The organism is Streptomyces sp. NPDC093591, assembly GCF_044764885.1.
Lineage (GTDB): Bacteria > Actinomycetota > Actinomycetes > Streptomycetales > Streptomycetaceae > Streptomyces.
The window spans coordinates 58374-79257 of sequence record NZ_JBIWIY010000024.1; the positions used below are offsets into that span (position 1 = coordinate 58374).

The following is a 20884-nucleotide window of genomic DNA, read 5'->3' on the forward strand; positions in this document are numbered from 1 at the left end:
GGGGAGGGGAGGCGTGGGGGAGTTCAAAGGACGCGCAGGGTCCAGCTCCAGCGATGGACGCCCGGTGCGACGCGGTAGGAGGGGAAGGTGTCGGGGCCGCAGGACGCCGTGCCGAGACCACGGTGCGCCGCGTCGATGTGCACCACGCAGCCGGGGCGCGGCACGAGTTCGTCGTGGTGCGTGGCGGCGGTCAGGTCCTCGGCGCGGTAGCGGGTGACGGAGACCTGGCGGGGCTCGTCCAGTGCGACCGTGAGGCCGGTGGCGTCCGGCGCGGACAGCGTGAACCGCCGTACGCCGTGCCGTCCGCCGCTCTCCTGCGGGCGCAGGTAGGGGGTGAACAGGTCGTCGACGGGGACGGAGTGGTGACCGACGGGCGCGCCCGCGCTCCGGTCGGGATACGACTCCCACGGCCCCTGCCCGAACCACTCCAGCAGGTCGAGCCCCGCGCCCGTCTCGAAGACGGTGCCGACCCGCGCCACGTCGTCGAACGCCTGCGGCAGCTCGGCCTCCTCCTCGACGCGGACCCCGCCCTCGACGGGAGTGAGCACCTGCCGGTGCCGTACGACACCGGCCGTACCCGCGTACTCGGCCTCCACGGTCACCTTCCCGGCGTCCTGGCGCACGGACACGACCTTGCGCACCAGCGCGTCGAGGCCCCAGTTCCGCCAGCGCTGTGCCATGCCGCCCAACTCGTCGTTGTCGGTGGGCGCCCGCCACAGGGAGAGGGTGGGGGCGGCCGTCAGCAGCGGGTGGACGAGCAGACCCTCGCCGTCCACCTCGACCTGCCGGGCCACGGCAGCGACCTCGACCGGAGCGGGCCCGCGCAGCCGCACCTGCGGCACGCACACCTCCGTGCCTCGTGGCGCCCACGGCAGGTCCAGCGCCGTCGTCACCCGCAGCGTCAGCCACGCCTCGCCGCCGTCCTCCGGCAACGCCAACGGCAGCGGAACCGCCGCCGTCTCACCGGGGCACAGCTCGGGCAGCTGGGCGGGCGCGGTCAGCGTGCGACCGTCCGCCAGCGACAGCTCCCATACGGCGGCCAGCCAGTCGAAGCCGCGGAAGTGCTGGTGGTTGGTCAGGACGACACCCTCGTGCCGGAAGCACTCGATCCGCACCGGCGCCGAGATCTCCCGGTGCTCGTACATCGCCGGCTTGGGCGTGCGGTCGGGAAACACCACGCCGTCCGCGATGAACGCCCCGTCATGGATCGTCTCGCCGAAGTCACCGCCGTACGCCCAGCGGTACCCGGGCGCGGCGACACCGTTGTCATAGAGCCCGGCGCCCCCACGCCCGACCGGTCTTCCGTCGCTCACGCGTTGCAGAATCCCGTGGTCCCAGAACTCCCAGATGAACCCGCCCTGAAGACCCGGGGTGGCCTCGATGGCGGCCCAGTGGTCGGCCAGCGTGCCGTTGCTGTTGCCCATGGCGTGCGAGTACTCGCACTGGATGAGCGGCTTGGTCTGCTCACCGGAGAGCGCGTGGGCGACGCAGTCCTCCAGCGGCGCGTACATCGGACAGGCGATGTCGGAGGCGAGGTCCGGGTCGGCCCAGCCGAGCTTGGCCGCGCCCTCGTACTGGATCGGGCGTGTCGGATCGTGCCGACGCGCCCAGCCCGCCGCCGCGTCGTGATGGGCGCCGTAGTCGGACTCGTTGCCCAGCGACCAGATGATGACCGACGGGTGGTTCTTGTCGCGCAGCACCATCCGCGAGACCCGGTCCACGAACGCGCTGAGGTAGCGCGGGTCGTCGGCGATCTCGTGGGCGTGGTCGTGGGACTCGATGTCCGCCTCGTCGACGACGTAGAACCCGAGCTCGTCGGCGAGGTCGTAGAGCGTGGGGTCGTTCGGGTAGTGGGCGGTGCGGATGGCGTTGAAGCCGAAGCGCTTGAGCAGGACCAGGTCCGCGCGCATGTCGTCGTACGACACCGTCCGGCCTGTCAGAGGGTGGAAGTCATGTCGGTTCACGCCCCGGATGAACACCCGCTCGCCGTTGACCAGCAGGTCCCGGCCGACGATCTCGACGTCCCGGAAGCCGATCCGGTGGCGGGAGGTGTCGGCGACCGTGCCGTCGGCGCGGTGCAGCCGGACGGTCAGGTCGTACAGCTCGGGCGTCTCCGCGTTCCAGGCGCGTACCTCGGGCACGGTGGTCAGCAGCCGTGCCTCGCCGAGGAAGTCGGAGACGCGCTCGTCGTCGGCGTTCGCGCGGTCGAACTCCGCGTCCTGCGCGAGTGGTCGACCGTCCAGATCGCCGGTGAGGTGCCACCCGTCGGGCAGCGCGCCTCCCGCGTTCCGGACCCGGCAGTCGACCCGCAGCTCACCGCTGTACGCCGCCCGCACGGTCACGTCCGCGAGGTACAGCGGATCCGTCGCGTACAGCAGCACCGAGCGGGTGATGCCGCCGTGCCACCACTGGTCCTGGTCCTCGATGTGCGAGGCGTCGGACCACTTGACGACGGTGAGCCGTACGGTCGCGGGCGAGCCGGGGCTCACCACCCCCGTCAGATCGAACTCGGCGGCCAGATGGGAGTCCTTGGAGATCCCGACGGGCCGCCCGTCCACGTGCACCAGCAGCACGCTCTCGGCGGCCCCGACCTGGAGCACGATCCGGCGTCCGGCCCAGTCGGCGGGCACGTCGACCTCCCGCTCGTACACACCCGTCGGGTTGGCGGCGGGCGAGTGGGGCGGGAACTCGGGGAAGGGCATCCGCACGTTGGTGTACTGCGGCAGGTCGTCGGTGCCCTGCAGGGTCCAGACGCCGGGGACGTACGACGAGGACCAGGAACCGCCGACCGGCGCGTCCGGAGCGGACAGCAGCTGGAAGCGCCAGTCGCCGTCCAGGGGGAGTGCTCCGGGGCGCCGGTCGACGGCGTTCATGGGGAGCCGCCCCCAGGAGGTCACCTCGGGTGCCTCCCAGGGGCGCAGGGCCAGCAGCGGATCGCCGGTCATCCGCGGACGGCTCCCTTCGCGAGGTCGCCGATGATCTGCTTGGCGCCGATCGCGAACACGATCAGCAGCGGGATGAGGGCGAGCAGGGCGCCGGTCATCACGATGCCGTAGTCGGTGGTGCCGTGGGTGCCGTTGAGCTGGGAGAGCGCGACCTGGAGGGTCACGTTGTTCGGGTTGGTGAGGGCGATCAGAGGCCAGGCGAAGTCGTTCCACTGGGCCATGAAGGTGAAGATGCCGAGGAAGGCGAGACCGGGGCGGACCACCGGCAGCGCCACGTGCCAGTACTGGCGCAGGAAGTGCGCGCCGTCCAGCTTGGAGGCGTCGAGCAACTCGTCGTGGATGGCCGTCTTCATGTACTGGCGCATCCAGAAGATGCCGAAGGCGTTGGCCGCGGCCGGCACGATCAGCGCGGTCATCGAGCCGATCCAGCCGATCTTCGCCATCAGGACGAACTGCGGGATGACCGACAGCTGCGCCGGCACCATGAAGATGACCATGAGCAGCCCGAACAGCAGCCCCTTGCCCGGGAACTCGAACTTGGCGAAGACGAAGGCGGCGAGGGAGTCGAAGAGCAGGACCAGGAAGGTCACCGAGACCGCGACGAGCAGCGAGTTCCACATCGACCCGAAGAAGTCGATGGCGTCGAAGAGGCCCCGGACGTTCTCCAGGAAGTGCGTGCCCGGCAGCAGCTTGGGCGGGTAGGAGAAGATCTCCGACGAGCTGTGCGTCGACATGATCACGGCCCAGTAGAACGGGAAGGCCGAGATCAGGGTGCCGATGACCAGCGGGAGGTGCAGCGCGATCCCTCTGCGGCGGGACCCCTTGATGGATGCCATGATGCGCCCTTCCTAGTCGCCGCGGCGCTGCACGAGGCGCCAGTTGATGATCGAGAAGAGAACGACGACGAGGAAGATGCCCCAGGCCACCGCGGCGCCGTACCCGAAGTCGTTGTTGTCGAAGGTCTGTTGGAAGAAGTAGAGGACCATCGTCTGGCCGGAGTGGCCCGGACCGCCCGCGAACGTCGAGTCGTTGGAGGAGGTCTGGAGCAGCACCTGCGGCTCGGAGAAGCTCTGCAGACCGGTGACCGTCGAGACGACGAGCACGAACAGCAGCGTGGGCCGCAGCAAGGGCAGCGTGATCCGGAAGAAGGTCTGGATCGGACCCGCCCCGTCCATGCGCGCCGCCTCGTACAGGTCGCTCGGGATGGTCTGGAGTCCGGCGAGGAAAATGATCGCGTTGTAGCCGGTCCACTGCCAGGTCATCAGGGCCGCGATGGTGACCTTGATGCCCCACGGAGTGTTCAGCCACGCCACCTGGTCGATCCCCACCGCGTTGAGAACGGCGTTCACCATGCCGGCGTTGGTGGAGAAGATCGAGCCGAAGACGATCGCGATGGCGACGACCGAGGTGACGTTCGGCAGGAAGTACGCGACGCGGTACAGACCCTTGAAGCGGACCGCGGAGTTGAGCATCACGGCCGTGACCATCGCCAGGAAGATCATGGGGAAGGTGGCCAGCGCCCAGATGATGATCGTGTTGCCGATCGAGTTCCAGAAGTCGCTGTCGCTCAGCAGGTACTGGTACTGCGAGAGCCCGGCCCACTCCATCGAGCCGAGGCCGTCCCAGCGGTGGAAGGACAGGTAGAGAGAGAAGCCGACCGGGAACAGGCCGAAGCCGAGGAAGATCAGGTAGAAGGGGGAGATCGCGGCGTAGAGGTGCCAGTACTTGCGCCAGCCCTTCTGGGGCCGCGTGGGCGAGGGCTGCGCCACCGCGGGCGGGGTCTGTTCGAGGACGGCCATCAGTAGCTCACCCCCAGGTGCTTCGCGATGCGACGGCACTTGCTCATGGCGTCACTCCAGGCCTTCTCCGGGTCCTTGCCGAGGACGCCGACGTTCTTGATCTCGTCCTTGATGGGCTGCCCGAGCGCGACATCGAACGGGCTGTTGTAGGCGACGACGATCTTCTGCGCGGCGGGCCCGAAGACGTCGGTCGTGACCTGGCCGCCGAAGAAGTCGTCCGGCTCCTGCATCTGCTTCAGACCGTAGGAGGCGGGAGTGGAGGGGAAGAGGCCCGCGTCGACGTAACCCTGCGCCTGGTTGGCCGCGTTGAGGATCCAGGTGATGATCTCGAAGGCCTGCTCGGGCTCCCGGCACGCCTTGGTGATCGACAGGAACGAGCCGCCGTTGTTGGCGGGCCGCACCGGCATCTGCGCCACCCGCCACTTGCCCTTGGTCTTCGGCACGCCGTTCTTGATGTCGAAGGAGGCCCAGGAGGCGTTGAGCTGGCTCGGCAGCTTGCCGTCCTGGACGGCCGACTGCTGGTCCGGGGTGCCGCTGACCAGATCCGAGACGATCCCGCGCCGCTTGGCCTCCACGGCGAGTGCCCAGGCCCGGCGCACGTGGTCCTGGTCACCGATGAAGTGGCGGTCCTTGTCGACGTACCGCTTGGCGCCCTGCTGCACGACGTTCTCGAAGACCGAGTTGACGTCGGTGAGCAGCTTCGCCCCCGGGACGCGCTTGCCCAGCCGCACGCCCGCGTCGAAGAACTTCTCCCACGTGTTCAGCTCCTTCGACACGTCGTCGGGCTCGTAAGGCAGCCCCGCCCTGCGGAAGACCTCGTACTGGTAGTAGTGCGCGACCGGCCCGCAGTCGATGGGGAAGCCGACCATGGTGCCGTCGTCGGCGATGCCCTGGTCCCACTTCCACGACAGGTACTGGCTCCGGTACTTCTCCGCGCCCAGCGTCCGCATGTCGATGAACTGGTCCGCGTTCGGCAGGTAGGCGGCCATGTCCTCGCCCTTCAGCCCCGCGATGTCGGGGATGTGGGCCCGGCCGGTGATGGTGGTGATCAGCTTGGAGCGGTACTGGCCGCCGATCTGGATGGCGTCGAGGTCCACGGAGCGGCCGTAACGTGCCTTGGCGTCCTTGACGACCGTGTCGCTGAGGCCGCCGCTCCAGTACCACAGGACCATGTTCCGGCCGGTCGAGCCGGTCGGAACGGCACAGCCGGACGCCAGGCCGCCGAGCGCCGTGGCGGCCGTACCGGCCAGGCCCGCGCGCAGCAGGCCTCTTCGTGAGAGCCGCACAGCTCCCACCGCCTTTCGGATCTTTTCGGGACTTCGCAGGGAAGGGGCGTGGGGGGCGTTGGGGGGGAGTCAGTTCTGCCGTGCGGGCGGGGTCACGGGGGCGTACGAGACGGGCGGCCCCGGATTGTCGGGGAGCCGGTCCGCCAGGAAGCCGTAGGCCAGCTTCAGCTCGGGGTCGGTCAGGGAGCGCCACCAGCGGTCGACGCCGTACCAGCCGGGGGCGGCCAGGGCACCGCCGTGCCGCTGGACCGACAGTCCGGCGGCCAGGACGGCGAACCTCAGCCGTTCCTCCAGGGGCCAGCCGGCCAGCGAGGCCGCGACGAAGCTCGCCCCGAACACGTCCCCGGCGCCCGTCGCGTCGAGGACGTCGACGTCCAGGGCGGACACCTCCGCGTACTCGCCGGTCGTCTGGTCGACGGCGACCGCGCCGTCCCCGCCGCGGGTGACCACGGCCACCGGCACCAACTCGCTGAGCGTCCACAGGGCCGCGACCGCGCTGTCGGTGCGGGTGTAGGCCATCGCCTCGGTCTCGTTGGGGAGGAAGGCGTGGCACAGGGAGAGCTGGTCGAGCAGGCCGGTCGACCACTGCTGGGTGGGGTCCCAGCCGACGTCGGCGTAGATCTGGGTGCCGTTCGCGGCGGCCTTGGCCAGCCACTCGCGGGGTTCGGCCTCGATGTGCACGAGGGCCGTGCGCGCCTCGGGCGGGTCGCCCATCAGCGCGTCCTGCGAGTACGGGGGTTCCTGGCCGTGGGTGACGAGGGCCCGGTCGTGGCCGTAGGCGAGGGAGACGGTGACCGGGGTGGGCCAGCCGTCCGCCGTGCGGGACAGCGAGAGGTCGATGTCCTCCTGGTCGCACAGGATGTCCCGGCACCACTCGCCGTAGAGATCGTCGCCGAACACGGTGGCCAGCGAGGTCCTCAGGCCGAAGCGGGCCGCGGCGACCGCCAGGTTGGCGATGCCGCCGGGGCCGCAGCCCATGCCGCCCGTCCAGATCTCCTCGCCCGGCGTCGGCGGCTTCCCGAGCCCCGTGAGGACGAGGTCGTAGAAGAGCAGCCCGGTCAGCAGCACCTCGGGCCGGTCGTCGTCCACGGCAACGTCCTCTCGTCAAAACTCTTCATTTCGGTGACCGGAATCGTGCGACGCCCGACGGGATTGGTCAATACCCGAGCAGAAACGAGCATGGCGATGATTGAAGATGACGAGTAGTGTTCACGTCGTGCTGGCTGAACGACGACACCAACTCATCCTGCGGGCCCTGCGCTCCGGCGGCCCCGCGGCCGTGACCGATCTCTCCGAGCAGCTGGGTGTGAGCCCCGCCACGATCAGGCGTGACCTGGTCAAACTCGAGGAGGACGGCCTGCTGACGCGGGTGCACGGCGGGGCGGTCGTGGAGGAGGGCGACCAGCCCTTCGCCGAGGTCGCCGAGATGCGCGTGGCCGAGAAGGACGCCATAGCCGCGCACGCCGCCGCGATGATCGAAGACGGACAGTCGGTGCTGCTCGACATCGGCACCACCGCCTTCCGCCTGGCCCGCCAGCTGCACGGCCGCCGCCTCACCGTGATCACCAGCAACCTGGTGGTCTACGAGGAGCTCGCCGACGACGAGGGCATCGAGCTGGTGCTGCTCGGCGGCATGGTCCGCCGCGAGTACCGCTCCCTGGTCGGCTTCCTCACCGAGGACAACCTGCGCCAGCTGCATGCCGACTGGCTCTTCCTGGGCACGAGTGGAGTGCGGCCGGGCGGTCAGGTGATGGACACGACGGTCGTCGAGGTGCCGGTCAAGCGGGCCATGATCAAGGCCGGTGACAAGGTCGTGCTGCTCGCCGACGCGGCGAAGTTCCCGGGCACGGGGATGGCGAAGGTGTGCGGTCCGGAAGACCTGGACGCGGTGGTGACGAACGCGCCGGTCGACGCGGCGACCCGGTCCTCCCTGGAGGAGGCGGGCGTCGAGGTGGTCGTGGCAGGAAAGGTGCAAGTGTGAAACTCACGATTCTGGGCGGCGGCGGATTCCGCGTACCGCTCGTGTACGGGGCGCTCCTGACGGACCGCGCCGAGGGCCGGGTCACCCACGTCGTGCTGCACGACCTGGACGGCCGGCGGCTCTCCGCGGTGACCCGGGTGCTCGCCGAGCAGGCGGCCGGGGTGCCCGACGCGCCCGAGGTGACCGCCACGACCGACCTGGACGAGGCACTGCGCGGCGCCGACTTCGTCTTCTCGGCGATCCGTGTCGGCGGTCTGGAGGGCAGGGCGAACGACGAACGGGTCGCCCTTGCCGAGGGCGTCCTCGGCCAGGAGACGGTAGGCGCGGGCGGCATCGCCTACGGCCTGCGCACGGTCCCGGTCGCCGTCGACATCGCCCAGCGGGTGGCCCGGCTCGCGCCGGACGCCTGGGTCATCAACTTCACCAACCCGGCGGGCCTGGTCACCGAAGCCATGTCCCGTCACCTCGGCGACCGCGTCATCGGCATCTGCGACTCGCCGGTGGGCCTCGGCCGCCGTATCGCCCGCGTGCTCGGCGTGAAGAACCCGGGTGAGGCATGGATCGACTACGTCGGCCTCAACCACCTCGGCTGGGTGCGCGGCCTGCGCGTCGCCGGCCGCGACGAACTGCCCCGCCTGCTCGCCGACCCCGACCTGCTCGGCTCCTTCGAGGAGGGCAAGCTCTTCGGCGTCGACTGGCTGCGGTCCCTCGGCGCCATCCCGAACGAGTACCTGCACTACTACTACTTCAACCGGGAAGCCGTCCGCGCCTACCAGCAGGCCGACAAGACCCGCGGCGCGTTCCTCGCCGACCAGCAGGCGCACTTCTACCGCGAGGTCGAGCGGTCGGACGCCTCCGCCCTGGAGATCTGGGACCGCACCCGCGCCGAGCGCGAGGCCACCTACATGTCGGAGAACCGGGAGACGGCCGGCGCCGGTGAGCGTGACGCCGACGACCTCTCCGGCGGCTACGAGAAGGTGGCGCTCGCGCTGATGCGGGCCATCGCCCGCGACGAGCGCACCACCCTGATCCTCAACGTGCGCAACCAGGCCACGCTCTCGGTGCTCGACACCGACGCCGTCATCGAGGTGCCCTGCCTGGTCGACGCCAACGGCGCCCACCCGGTCGCCGTCGCCCCGCTGCCCGATCACGCCACCGGGCTCGTCTGCGCGGTCAAGGCGGTCGAGCGCGAGGTGCTCGCCGCGGCCGAGTCCGGCTCCCGTACGACGGCGGTGAAGGCCTTCGCGCTGCACCCGCTCGTCGACTCCGTGAACGTCGCCCGTCGGCTCGTCGACGGCTACACCGGCGTCCACCCCGGTCTCGCGTACCTTAAGTAAGCACCCCGCCGGAAAGCGCTTTCCCGCACCCGCTCTCTCTGGAGATCCCTCATGCACGACGAACGCCGCCGGATCGAAGAACGCGTCGAGCGCCTCCACGACCAGCGCATCAAGCCCGCGATCTACGCGGCCACCGTCCCCTTCGAGGTCGAGGCCTGGCAGGCGCCGGGAGAGCCCGTGCCCTTCGCGGAGGCCGCCGCAGCGCCCTACGAGCCGTTCGCCATGGACACCCCGTGGGGCCCGCCCTGGGGCACCACCTGGTTCCGGATGCGCGGCCAGGTGCCCGCCGAGTTCGCCGGCCGGCGCGTCGAGGCCGTGATCGACCTCGGCTTCGTTGGGGACTGGCCGGGCAACCAGGCCGAGGCGCTGGTGCACCTGCTGGACGGAACCCCGCTGAAGGCGGTCAACCCGCTCAACCAGTACGTACGGATCGCCAACCCGGCCACGGGCGGGGAGACGGTCGAGTACCTGGTCGAGGCGGCGTCCAACCCGGACATCCTGGCCAACAACTTCGCGGCCCCCACCCCGCTCGGCGACGTCCTCACCGCGGGGGACAAGCCCCTGTACACCTTCAAGCGCGCCGACATCGCGGTCCTCGACGAGGAGGTCTGGCACCTCGACCTCGACCTCCAGGTACTGCGCGGGCTCATGGTCCACCTCGGCGAGCACGAGCCGCGCCGCCACGAGATCATGCACACCCTGGACCGGGCCATGGACACCCTGGACCTGGACGACATCTCCGGCAGCGCCGCCGCCGTCCGCGAGGTGCTCGCCCCCGCCCTGGCCCGCCCCGCCCACGCCAGCGCGCACACCGTCTCCGGTGTCGGCCACGCCCACATCGACTCGGCCTGGCTGTGGCCGATCCGCGAGACCAAGCGCAAGACGTCCCGCACCTTCTCCAACGTCACCTCGCTCGCCGACGAGTACGACGACTTCATCTTCGCCTGCTCGCAGGCCCAGCAGTACGAGTGGGTGCGCGACAACTACCCGCACGTGTGGGCCCGGATCCAGGAGTCGGTCAAGAAGGGCCAGTGGGCTCCGGTCGGCGGCATGTGGGTCGAGGCCGACGGCAACCTGCCCGGCGGGGAGGCGATCGCCCGCCAGCTCATCCACGGCAAGCGGTTCTTCATCGAGCACTTCGGCGTCGAGACCAAGGGCGTCTGGCTGCCGGACTCCTTCGGCTACACCGCCGCCTACCCGCAGCTCGCCAAGCTCGCCGGCAACGAGTGGTTCCTGACCCAGAAGATCTCCTGGAACCAGACCAACAAGTTCCCCCACCACACCTTCTGGTGGGAGGGCATCGACGGCACCCGCATCTTCACCCACTTCCCGCCGGTCGACACCTACAACGCCCGCTTCAGCGGCGAGGAGATGGACCGCGCGGTCCGCAACTACTCCGAGAAGGGCGGCGGCACGCGCTCCCTCGCCCCCTTCGGCTGGGGCGACGGCGGTGGCGGCCCCACCCGCGAGATCATGGAGCGGGCGCGCCGGCTCGCCGACCTGGAGGGCTCGCCCAAGGTCGTCGTCGAGCACCCCGACGAGTTCTTCGCCAAGGCCCGCGAGGAGTATCCGGACGCCCCCGTGTGGGTCGGCGAGCTCTACCTGGAGCTGCACCGCGCCACCTACACCTCCCAGGCCCGCACCAAGCAGGGCAACCGGCGCAGTGAACACCGGCTCCGCGAGGCCGAGTTGTGGGCCACGACGGCGGCGCTGCACGCGCCGGGGTACGCCTACCCGTACGAGAAGCTGGACCGGCTCTGGAAGACCGTCCTGCTGCACCAGTTCCACGACATCCTGCCGGGCTCGTCGATCGCCTGGGTGCACCGGGAGGCGGAGGCCGAATACGCCCGTGTCGCCGAGGAGTTGGAGGCGCTGACCGCCGAGGCGGTCGCGGCGCTGGGCGGCGGCGACGCCCGGGTCTTCAACACGAGCCCGTTCGAGCGCGCCGAGGTGGTCCGCACCGCTGACGGCGCACCGGCGTACGTACGGGTGCCCGCGAGTGGCAGCGCGCCCCTCGCCGCCGCCGAGCCCCCGCAGGGGGTGACGGTGACCGGTCGCGTCCTCGACAACGGACTGGTCCGGGTCGAGGTCGCCGAGGACGGCACGCTGGCATCCGTCCGCGACCTCCGGGCGAACCGCGAAGTCCTCGCCGACCAGGGCAACCTGCTCCGTCTCCACACGGACCTGCCCAACTACTGGGACGCCTGGGACATCGACAAGCACTACAAGAACCGGTACACGGACCTGCTGGACGCGGACGCGGTGACCGTAGTGGAGCAGGACCCGCTGCTCGGGGCGATCAGGGTCGAGCGGACCTTCGGCAAGGGGTCGCGCATCACCCAGACGATCACCGTGCGCGCCGGCAGCCCCCGCATCGACTTCGAGACCGAGATCGACTGGCACGAGGCCGAGAAGATCCTCAAGGCGGGCTTCCCGGTGGACATCCGCGCCCCGCACTCCTCCGCCGAGATCCAGTTCGGCCACATCCAGCGGCCCACCCACACCAACACCAGCTGGGAGGCGGCCCGCTTCGAGGTCTCCGGCCACCGCTGGGTGCACATCGCCGAGCCCGGCTACGGCGTCGCGGTCATCAACGACTCGACGTACGGCCACGACGTCTCCCGCACCGTCCGCGAGGACGGCGGCACGACGACCCGGGTCAGCCTCAGCCTGGTCCGCGCCCCGCGCATCCCGGACCCCGAGGCCGACCAGGGCAAGCACCGCTTCACCTACGCCCTGCTCCCCGGCGCGAGCATCGAGGACGCCGTCGCCGAGGGCTATGCCCTCAACCTCCCCCTGCGGGTGGCGGATGCGGCGGGCGCGCCCGAGCCGGTCGTCTCCGTGGACGGCGACGGAGTGACCGTCGAGGCGGTCAAGCTGGCCGACGACCGCTCCGGCGACGTCGTCGTACGCCTCTACGAGTCCGGCGGCGGCCGCGCGACCGGCGTCGTACGTACCGGCTTCCCGCTGGCGGGCGCCCAGGTGACCGACCTGCTGGAGCGCCCGCTTCAGGACGCGGACCTCACCGGCGACGGCGGCGTCGCGGTCGCCCTGCGCCCCTTCCAGGTCCTCACGCTCCGCCTGCGGCGCGCGGAAGGGAGCTGAGCGCGGGTGCCCATGCAACCCTGGTTCACCGACGCCAAGTTGGGGATCTTCATCCACTGGGGCATCTACGCCGTCGACGGCGTCCAGGAGTCCTGGTCGTTCTACGACGACATCGTCCCGTACGACCAGTACATGTCCCAGTTCGACCGCTTCACGGCGTCCCGTTACGACCCGCGCGACTGGGCGAAGCTCTTCGCGCGGGCCGGCGCCGGGTACGCCGTCCTGACCAGCCGCCACCACGACGGCGTGGCCCTGTGGGACACCGCCCACGGCGACCTGAACGTGGGCCGCGACCTGATCGGCGGTTACGCGCGGGCCCTGCGGGAGCAGGGCCTCAAGGTCGGCCTGTACTACTCCCACTCCGACTGGAGCCACCCCGACTACGCCTCCACGCGCAAGCCGGGCCGTCCGCCGGAGCTGGAGGACAACCGGTACTCCGAAGTCGCCGCGGAATTGGAGGACCTGGACGCCTGGGAACGCTTCATCGCCTACCGGGACGGTCAGATCCGCGAGCTCGCCTCCCGCTACGAGCCGGACCTGATGTGGTTCGACGGCGAGTGGGACCGCAGTGAGGAGCAGTGGCGCATTCCCGAACTCGCCGCGCTCATCCGGTCGTACGTACCGCATGTCGTCTTCAACGCCCGCATGCTCAGCGAGGGCGACTACGCCACGCCCGAACAGGGCGCCCCGGTCGTCCCGCCCGAGGGCCCCTGGGAGCTGTGCCTGACGATCAACGACTCCTGGGGGCACCAGCACCACGACCACAACCACAAGTCCGTCGACCAGCTGATCCGCTACTTCACGGAGACGATCGGCGGCGGTGGCAACCTGCTGCTCAGCGTCGGACCGCGCGAGGACGGCACGATCCCGGCGGAGCAGGCCGAGCGCCTGGAGGGGCTCGGCGACTGGATCGCCAAGCACGCGGAGGCCGTGTACGGCACCGAGCGCGGCCTCCCGCCCGGTCACCACTACGGCCCGAGCACCCTCTCCAAGGACCGCCGCACCCTGTACCTGATCCTCTTCGACGCCCCGCGCGCCGAGATCAACGTACGTGGGCTGCTCGGTTCGGTACGCCGGGTCACCGTGCTCGGCAGCGGCACGGAACTGGCCCACCGGGTCACCGGCGGCCTGCACGAAACGCCGGGCGTGCTCTGGATCGAACCGCCCACCGTGGCGGACCTCGACGCGCATGCCACGGTGCTCGCCGTGGAGCTGGACCGGGAGTTGGAGCTGTACCGGGGTGCGGGCCGCTTCTGACTCCGGACCCCGGGAACACCTTCGGGCCGGCCGGCCGCCGCCCCCGTGACAGCGCCGGCCGACCCGAAGCCCCCGTGCTTCCCCCGTTGTGGTGCGATCCCCCGTGTGGTGCTTCCCCCGTTGTCCCTCACTCCTATGAGCGCGCGACCGGGCGCCTGATACACCCCTCCGAGAAAAAATCGCTCCGAGAAAAAATCGCCCGAGCCCTGACAGAGCAAGGACCCGGGCGGTGCCGTCGGGCGGGGCGTGCTCAGAGGCGGATGCCGAGCCGTCTCGGTGACCGGAAGCCGCGTCCGACCACGCCATCGGTCTCCAGCGCGCATTCCGTCGGCCACGGTGCCGTGGCGGGGGCCCGAGCAGTCCGGCCAGTAGCTCCCGTGACTCCGCGGCGGCAGGTGCCGCCCGAGGCAGGTGTGCGGACCCGTGCCCATGGCCAGGCTCGGCAGCGGCTCGCGCCGGACGTCGAACCGGTGTGCGTGGCTCCACCGGGTCTCGTCCCGGTTGGCCGAGGCGAGGTTGACGCAGACCAGCTCACCGCGCCTGATCACCTGGCCGGACAACTCCGTCTCGGCGGTGCACCGGCGCAGGACCCAGGTCAGCGGACACTCCCACCGCCAGCACTCCTGGAAGACGGCGGGGATCTGCGATCCGTCCGTGCGCAGCAGGTTCACCACCGACCGATCGCTGAGGACCGTGAACATCAAGGTGGCGAGGGCACGGAACGGAGGCTCCGTGCCGGTCGACAGCAGCAGCCGCACCGCGGGCACGAGCTGAGGGCCGGCGCCGATCACCGGGTCCTCGGCGCGCTGGAGCAGGCCGACGAGGGTGTCCGCGGCCCATGCCGACGGTGTGCCGAGCCGTTCCCGGACGGCGGCGCCGATCGCGTCGTCGGTATCGTCGAGCAGCCCGACCGCCCAGGTGTAGAGCGTGCCGATGCGCGTCCCGGGCGGGAACCCGATCATGCCAGCGATCGTGGTCAGCGCCACCGGGAAGGCCACGTCCCGGACGAGGTCGCCGCCGCCCCGCGCGGCCAGGGAGCGCAGCCTGGACGCGACGGCTGAGCGCATCCGGTCCCGGTCGGCGAGGACCGCCTGCCGGTGGAAGCCGCTGTGCAGGATGTTCCGCCAGGCTCTGTGCTCCTGGTGGTCCATCTGGAGGAACGACCGGCCGATCACCCGGCCCATGCTGTCGTCGTAGGCCGATGACGAGAAGGTGTCCTCGTCGCGGAGCACCCGCTCCGCCGCCGCGAACGACACGACGTGCCAGGCGGGCGTGGACGTCCCTCCGGGCACGGCCCCTCCCGTCAGTACCTCCTCCAGCGTCGACCGGTGCACCGCACCCCGGCGGCGCAGTTCCGTGAACTCGGCATGCGGGTCGCCGGCCTTCGGGCCCGTCGCGTCCGCGTCGAAGGAACAGACCCGTTCGTACGCCGCGGCGATGTCCCGCTCGACGCCCTCGGGCCCGGCGTCGAGGTGGGAGGGCAGGACCGTCATGGTGTGCCGCGCCTCCCGGGGTCGGCGGCCGCGGCGGCCCCGTCGGTGCCTGCCGGAAGATCCAGTACGGCGGTGTGCAGGCACCTCTCGGCGGACATCCGCAGCCGGTTGCCCACCGTCGGGGCCGTCTCCTCTTCCCCCGCCTGGATGTCGAATCCCAGGCTTTTCAGGAACGCCAGGCCGGGCGTCCAGCTCTCCGGGCAGGTCGCGGTCACGCGCCGCAGCCCCCGGGCAGCGGCCTCCCGAAGGAGGTGCCGTGCCACCCGCGTGCCCAGGCCCTCCCGGCGTACCTCGGGGACCAGGAGGAACAGGCCCACGGAGCAGGTGGCGGCGTCGGGGTGCGCCTCGACGGCATCGACGACGCCGACCACCGTGGCTCCTTCGCACACCACCAGGAGCTGCTTCTGCTCGAAGTCGGCCCCGTCGGGAAGGGCGTAGTACAGGCTCTGCACGTCCGCCGGCAGAGCGGGCGAGCCGGTGGCGGTGACCAGGTAGTCGTCGCAGGCCTCCATCACCCGGATCACGCCGGGCTCGTCCTCCGGCCGCAGGGGGCGCACCTCCAGCGGGCCCCGTTCCTCCGCCTCGAATCGGTCCACTTCACCGCACCACCTGTTCTCGCCTCACGTAGGCCGGCCGCGGCTCCCCGGCGCCGTCCGGGCAGCGGTACAGGAATCCGTACCGCACCAGGGTCACGAATGAGCCGCAGGGCCTGGTCCAGTCTGTGCCGGACCGTGGGTTCGAAGGCGGCGGCAGGTGCGATCCGATGCCCGTCCGGGCCGGGCGGCCACAGTTCGGGCGAGACGCACTCAAGGAGGAAGTCGTAGGTCTGGTATAAGCGGCTGAGGATGCTTGCGGCATGGGCGAAGACGGGATGCTCTGCCAATGCCGCAACCCTGGGCTCTTGCATTCGGTCGTCCCGAAGGGGTTTTGTCGGCAGGCTTGTTGAGGCCTTCTTGCGGCCGGTCTCGCGCTCGCTGAAGCTGCCACGGACGAAATCCCGTGTCAACCATTCCGACGGCATGAAGGGAATGTTCTTACCCGGACGGAAAAGGAACGGATAAAACTCTCCCGAGGTAGGTGTACGTCACTCGGCATCGGGTATCGGGGGCACGGCAGTCGAGGAAAGGGAGCGCCGCCCGGCATGAGGTTCGCTTCCGGCTCGTCGCCCGAGCCCGACCGGATCCGTGCGGCGGCCGTGCGCCGGCTGGTCGCCGCCAACGCCCTCAGTTCCGTGGGGGACGGCGTGCGGTTCGCCGCGCTGCCGCTGCTGGCGGCGTCGGTCACCGAGGACGTCTTGTGGGTCTCCGTGGTCGCGGCGGCGGGCCGGGCGGCCTGGCTGCTGGCACCGGTCATCGGCACCCTGGTCGACCGCATGCCCCGACGCCGGCCCATGGTCGGTGCGGATCTGGCGCGCTGCATGATGCTGGCCGTGCTGTGCGCGCTGGTGGTGTCCGGGTGGGTTCCGGTGGCGGTGCTGGCGCTGCTGGCCTTCGTCTCGGGCATCGCCGAGGTGTTCTTCGACTGTGCCGCGCAGGCCGTCGGGCCGTCGCTGGCCGCGGAGCGGGAGCTGGAGCGGACGAACGCCCGGATCATCGCCGCGCAGATCACCGGAACGGGCTTCGTGGGTCCCCCGGTGGGCGCGGTGCTCTGGACGCTGTGGCAGCCGCTGCCGTTCCTCCTGGACGCCGTGACGTTCCTGGTGTCGGCGCTGTTGCTCAGAAGACTGCCCGAACGGGCTCCCGGCGCCCGGTCCGAGGACGCGGAGCGGGCGGGCGAGGACGGCCGTGGCCTGCTGCACGACACCTGGGCCGGGCTGCGTCTGCTGGGGCGACACCGGGTGTTCCGCCGCCTCATGGTGGTCGTCGCCGTGCTGGGCGTGGGTCAGCAGGCCGTCTACGCCGTTCTCGTGGTCTACGTGGAACGGCGGCTCGGCCTCCCCTCCTACGGCTACAGCCTGATGCTGGTGGCGGCGGCCGTCGGCAGCCTGGCCGGTGCGAGATCCGCGGCTCGCACGGTGCGGCGGCTGGGTTCCGGCGCCAGCCTGACGGTGTCGGTGGCCGTATCGGCGGTCAGCTATCTGGTCGTCGCGGTGGTGCCGTGGTGGCCGCTGGTCGCGTTCCTGCTGGCCGTGAACAGCGCGGGTGTCGTGCTGTGGAACGTGTGCACGGTGTCGCTCCGGCAACGGCTGGCCCCACCGCACATGCTGGGCCGGGTCACCAGCGGGTACCGCCTGGCCGCCTGGGGCGCCATGCCCCTGGGCGCGGCACTGGGCGGCGTCCTGGCCAAGCACGCCGGCCTCGACTCCCCGTGGGTTCTGGCGGGGGTGCTTCTCCTGGGCTGCCTGCCGCTCCTGCGCGGTGTGGCCGGCACCAGGTAGGGGTCCGCCCGCGAGTCTTCGAACGGCAAAATCTTTACGGGTTCCCTTTCGGCCGGACGATGTGCCACGGGCTCGGCACATATTTACCGGGTCATGGAGAACCGAATACCTGCCATTGGTCCCCCCGGCCGCCGCCGCCCGAGGGGACCAATGGGAAGAAATCTCAGCCGGTGAATCCGGCCGTGATGGACGTGAACTGCCAATTGTTCTGGCTGATTCCGGAGCAGTTGCTCGTCACACCCCCGCCCGGGCACGGCCGGTCGCGGTTGACCGACCAGAAGGCGAGGCGGGCGATGTGATGGGAGTTCGCCCAGTCACGGATCTGGGTCCAGGTCCCGGGGGAGGTCAGCTCCTGCTGATCGCTGAGCCCGTTCATGCCGGAGATGCCGATGTGGGCGTAGGCGGTGGCGTCGTCCCAGCCGAAGGTGGACCTCAGCTTGTTCTTCAGCCCCTCCGTCGCGTTCACGGTGTTGCCGTACATGTCGGCGCCGCCGCCGAAGTCGAACGGCATGATCGTGAAGACGTCGATGTCCGCGTTCAGCGCCTTGGCCTGCTCGATGAGCCGGTTGCCCCAGTAGTTCGGGCCGGTCGTCGTGGTGCCGAAGGTGATGATCGTGCGCAGCCCCGGGTTGTTCGCCTTGACGATCTTCAGGGCGTTCAGGATCCGGTCCTGCACGGTCGCGTTCTCGAACTCGTCGGTGTTCTCGATGTCGACGTCGATCGCCTTCAGCCCGTACGCGTCGATGACCTTCTGGTACGCCCCCGCCAGCGCCTCCGCCGACGAGCAGTTCGGACCGAGCTTGTTGCCGCTCCAGCCGCCGATCGACGGCACGATGTCACCGCCCGCCGAGCGGATGGAGTTGATGACGCTCTGGTCGTTGCCGCCGGTCAGCGGGCGCTGTCCGTCCCAGGCCGGGTTGCAGCCGCCGGAGGACAGGATGAACGCCATCGTGTACCACTTGACACCGGTCGCGCTCATCACCGAGGTCGCGCTGGGCGGGTCGCCCCAACCGAGGTAGAGGTAGGGCGCGGCCTGCTTGAAGCCGGTACCGCCACCGCCGCCCGCCGTGGTGACGGTCACGGCGTTGGAGGCCGCCGACACGTTCCCGGCCGCGTCCCGCGCCTTCACCGTGAAGGTGTAGCCGGTGCTCGGTGACAGGCCGCTGACGGTGGCACTCGTACCGGAGACGCTGAGTACCTGGCTGGACCCCCGGTAGATGTCGTACGCCGTCACCCCGACGTTGTCCGTCGAGGCGTTCCACGCGAGCGACACGCTCGACGACGTCTTGCCGGTCGACCGCAGGTTGCCCGGCACGGACGGCGCCTGACTGTCCGAACCGCCGCCTCCGGGCCCGTCGAGGCTGATGTCGTCGGCGTGGTAGGTGCCCTGCGCGTACCAGCCGTGGACGTAGACGGTGGCGCTGGTCTGGGAGGCCCCGGTCGTGAAGGACAGCGACAGCCGGCTGTACGCCGACGGCGACGACGTCCAGGTGGAGGCCCCGCCGTTCACCCCGAGGTAGACGTAGGAACCGCGCACCCAGCCGCTGAGCACGTAGGCCGTGTTCGGCTGGACGGAGACGGTCTGGCTGCACTTGGCGTTGTCACTCGAACTCACAGCCCCGGCAAGGGCCTTGGCCCCGGCGTGGACGGGGGAGGAGACGACGGAGCCGAGGTTGCCGGTGCAGGACCACGGGGAGAGGGCGCCGGATTCGAAGCCGGGGTTGGACAGGATATTGGCCGCGTGGGCCGTACCGGGGAGAGCGACGGCTCCGGCGAGCGCGAGTGCGGCGGAGCCGAGCAGGGCGAGAAGGCGACGTCTGGAGCGTCTGAACAGTGAGTTGCGCATGCGATCTCCCTGAAGGCTGTGGGGTGTTCGGGAGTGCGAAGACATGCAGAAGGATGCGCAACCCAAGTTGGTATGGACCAATCCCGGTGTCAAGGGAAGACACCGGGATTGGTCAACGCCCTACGGGGCGCGGGGCGCCCGGCAGACCACCTAAAGCGGCAGTACCTGAGCCGAAACCTCAACGGACTCGACCGGCGCGGGAAGAGCGTGCAACAACGCCTCCGTCTCCTCGGCGCGCTGCTGCGGAATGGACACCGGCCGCAGCGGCCGCGGCCCCGACACGACCGTGTAGTCCTGCCCCAGGAACGGCGGCGCCACCACCCCCGGGTCCTCCCCGAGCGCCAACTGGACAGCCAGCCAAGGTGCGTTGACCCCGCACAACGACAGCTGATGCAAACCGCCGGCGGGCCGCGTGTTCACATCCATCAGCACCGGCGTCTCCCCGAACATCCGGAACTGGATGTTGGACAGATAGTGCAGCCCGAACCCCTCCGCGATCAGCCGCGCCGGCTCCAGCCACTGCTCCTGCAGCGTGAACCCGCGACGACGACCGTTCTTCACCCGGCCGATCGCCAGCCGGACCCGGTTGTCGGGACCGGTGAGGCAGTCCACCGACACCTCGGGCTGCTCCAGCCGGGGCATGACCAGCCAGTCCACCGGCTCGTCGGCCCGCCGCAGCGCGTCCACCACAAGATCCAGCTGCACATACGGGGTCGGGAACCCGCTGAGGTGTGTGAGTGAGAAGGGGGCGCGCGTGATGACGCGGAAGCCCACCCCGCCCGCACCGGACGCCGGCTTGAAGCAGGCCTTGTGACCCGCCGCCTCCAACTCCTCGACGGCGGCGACGAGTTCGTCGGCGGTGCGCACCCGCCACCACGGCGGTACCGGCACCCCGATCGCCTGTACGGCCTCGTACGCGATCACCTTGTCCTGGAAGACCGCCACGGCCTCCGGCGGCGGCGCCAGCAGCGCCGTACCGGCCGCCTCGAACTCCGCGCGGTGCGCCACGATCGCCGACTGGTGCAGCCGGGGCACGAAGACGTCGATGCCACGGCGCCGGCACTGGTCGAGCGCGTACTCGACATACGCGGCCGGGGAGAGGCCCTCCGGCTCCAGATCGGCGGTGTCGGCGGCGGCCAGCACGGGAGAGTCGGCGTCCCCGTGCGTCGCATGGATCTCGACGGCCCGATCGCTGGGATTTCTCCGCAGCTGATCCATGAAGAACACGTTCTCCGCGTACGTGCGGTTGAGCCAGACGCGTACGCGAGAGACCATGCAGGGCCGTCCTTTCGGGTTCGCGGGCAGGGCAAAGCAGGCCCGTGCCCGGGCAGGGTGGTTGGAGGGACACCAAACCGCCCCGTGCGAAGGGACGTTCATGGCGGTGGTGTTGGGGCGATCATACGGCTTTCAAAGCGTGCCGCGTGCAACGTACGTGTTACGGAATTGCGGATCATTCCT

At 70.4% G+C, this 20884-nt stretch carries 13 protein-coding genes and 1 pseudogene; 5 read left to right on the forward strand and 9 right to left on the reverse strand.

Annotation, left to right across the window (positions count from 1 at the left end; translation table 11 throughout):
• Window positions 1–23: 23 nt before the first annotated feature.
• The 5 genes from ACIREI_RS39950 to ACIREI_RS39970 all read right to left on the reverse strand — a co-directional run bounded on the left by ACIREI_RS39950 (window position 24) and on the right by ACIREI_RS39970 (window position 7119).
• Window positions 24–2945, reverse strand: a complete 2922-nt coding sequence (locus tag ACIREI_RS39950) for a glycoside hydrolase family 2 TIM barrel-domain containing protein (protein WP_403344127.1) — start codon at window positions 2943–2945, stop codon at window positions 24–26.
• Window positions 2942–3781 (reverse strand): carbohydrate ABC transporter permease, encoded by an 840-nt coding sequence (locus tag ACIREI_RS39955; RefSeq protein WP_403344130.1) that lies wholly within the window; start codon window positions 3779–3781, stop codon window positions 2942–2944. The genes ACIREI_RS39950 and ACIREI_RS39955 overlap by 4 nt, the downstream gene beginning before the upstream one ends.
• A gap of 12 nt (window positions 3782–3793) precedes the next feature.
• On the reverse strand, window positions 3794–4744 hold the full coding sequence (locus tag ACIREI_RS39960) for a carbohydrate ABC transporter permease (RefSeq protein ID WP_403344133.1): 951 nt from the start codon (window positions 4742–4744) through the stop codon (window positions 3794–3796).
• Complete coding sequence (locus ACIREI_RS39965) at window positions 4744–6030, reverse strand: extracellular solute-binding protein (RefSeq protein WP_403344137.1); 1287 nt, start codon at window positions 6028–6030, stop codon at window positions 4744–4746. The genes ACIREI_RS39960 and ACIREI_RS39965 overlap by 1 nt, the downstream gene beginning before the upstream one ends.
• Window positions 6031–6099: 69 nt before the next feature.
• On the reverse strand, window positions 6100–7119 hold the full coding sequence (locus tag ACIREI_RS39970; RefSeq protein ID WP_403344140.1) for a carbohydrate kinase family protein: 1020 nt from the start codon (window positions 7117–7119) through the stop codon (window positions 6100–6102).
• A 127-nt stretch (window positions 7120–7246) separates the two neighbouring features.
• Between ACIREI_RS39970 and ACIREI_RS39975 the strand changes: the two genes are divergently transcribed.
• From ACIREI_RS39975 to ACIREI_RS39990, 4 genes are read left to right on the forward strand one after another with little or no spacing between them, the layout of a single operon-like run.
• Window positions 7247–8011, forward strand: a complete 765-nt coding sequence (locus tag ACIREI_RS39975) for a DeoR/GlpR family DNA-binding transcription regulator (RefSeq protein WP_403344143.1) — start codon at window positions 7247–7249, stop codon at window positions 8009–8011.
• Window positions 8008–9348, forward strand: a complete 1341-nt coding sequence (locus tag ACIREI_RS39980) for a 6-phospho-beta-glucosidase (RefSeq protein WP_403344146.1) — start codon at window positions 8008–8010, stop codon at window positions 9346–9348. Before ACIREI_RS39975 ends, ACIREI_RS39980 begins: the two co-directional genes overlap by 4 nt.
• A gap of 51 nt (window positions 9349–9399) precedes the next feature.
• The gene (locus tag ACIREI_RS39985) at window positions 9400–12453 is read left to right on the forward strand and encodes an alpha-mannosidase (protein ID WP_403344149.1); all 3054 of its coding nucleotides are present in this window, start codon (window positions 9400–9402) and stop codon (window positions 12451–12453) included.
• Between the two features lie 6 nt (window positions 12454–12459).
• Entirely contained in the window at window positions 12460–13710 is a 1251-nt protein-coding gene (locus ACIREI_RS39990) for an alpha-L-fucosidase (protein WP_403344152.1), read from the forward strand.
• A gap of 452 nt (window positions 13711–14162) precedes the next feature.
• On the opposite strand, the pseudogene ACIREI_RS39995 reads toward ACIREI_RS39990, so the two are convergent.
• Together ACIREI_RS39995 and ACIREI_RS40000 are read right to left on the reverse strand one after the other, a co-directional pair.
• Window positions 14163–15203, reverse strand: a pseudogene (locus ACIREI_RS39995) (cytochrome P450); the annotation flags it as partial.
• Window positions 15200–15799, reverse strand: a complete 600-nt coding sequence (locus tag ACIREI_RS40000; RefSeq protein WP_403344155.1) for a GNAT family N-acetyltransferase — start codon at window positions 15797–15799, stop codon at window positions 15200–15202. The gene ACIREI_RS40000 and the pseudogene ACIREI_RS39995, both read right to left, overlap by 4 nt.
• Window positions 15800–16344: 545 nt before the next feature.
• Between ACIREI_RS40000 and ACIREI_RS40005 the strand changes: the two genes are divergently transcribed.
• Window positions 16345–17580, forward strand: a complete 1236-nt coding sequence (locus ACIREI_RS40005; protein ID WP_403344158.1) for an MFS transporter — start codon at window positions 16345–16347, stop codon at window positions 17578–17580.
• Between the two features lie 163 nt (window positions 17581–17743).
• Here the strand turns inward: ACIREI_RS40005 and ACIREI_RS40010 are convergent, their stop codons facing one another.
• On the reverse strand, window positions 17744–19426 hold the full coding sequence (locus tag ACIREI_RS40010) for a carbohydrate binding domain-containing protein (RefSeq protein WP_403344161.1): 1683 nt from the start codon (window positions 19424–19426) through the stop codon (window positions 17744–17746).
• Between the two features lie 150 nt (window positions 19427–19576).
• Window positions 19577–20701: an ATP-grasp domain-containing protein gene (locus ACIREI_RS40015; RefSeq protein WP_403344164.1), complete on the reverse strand. Its 1125-nt coding sequence runs from the start codon at window positions 20699–20701 to the stop codon at window positions 19577–19579.
• Window positions 20702–20884 lie beyond the last annotated feature (183 nt).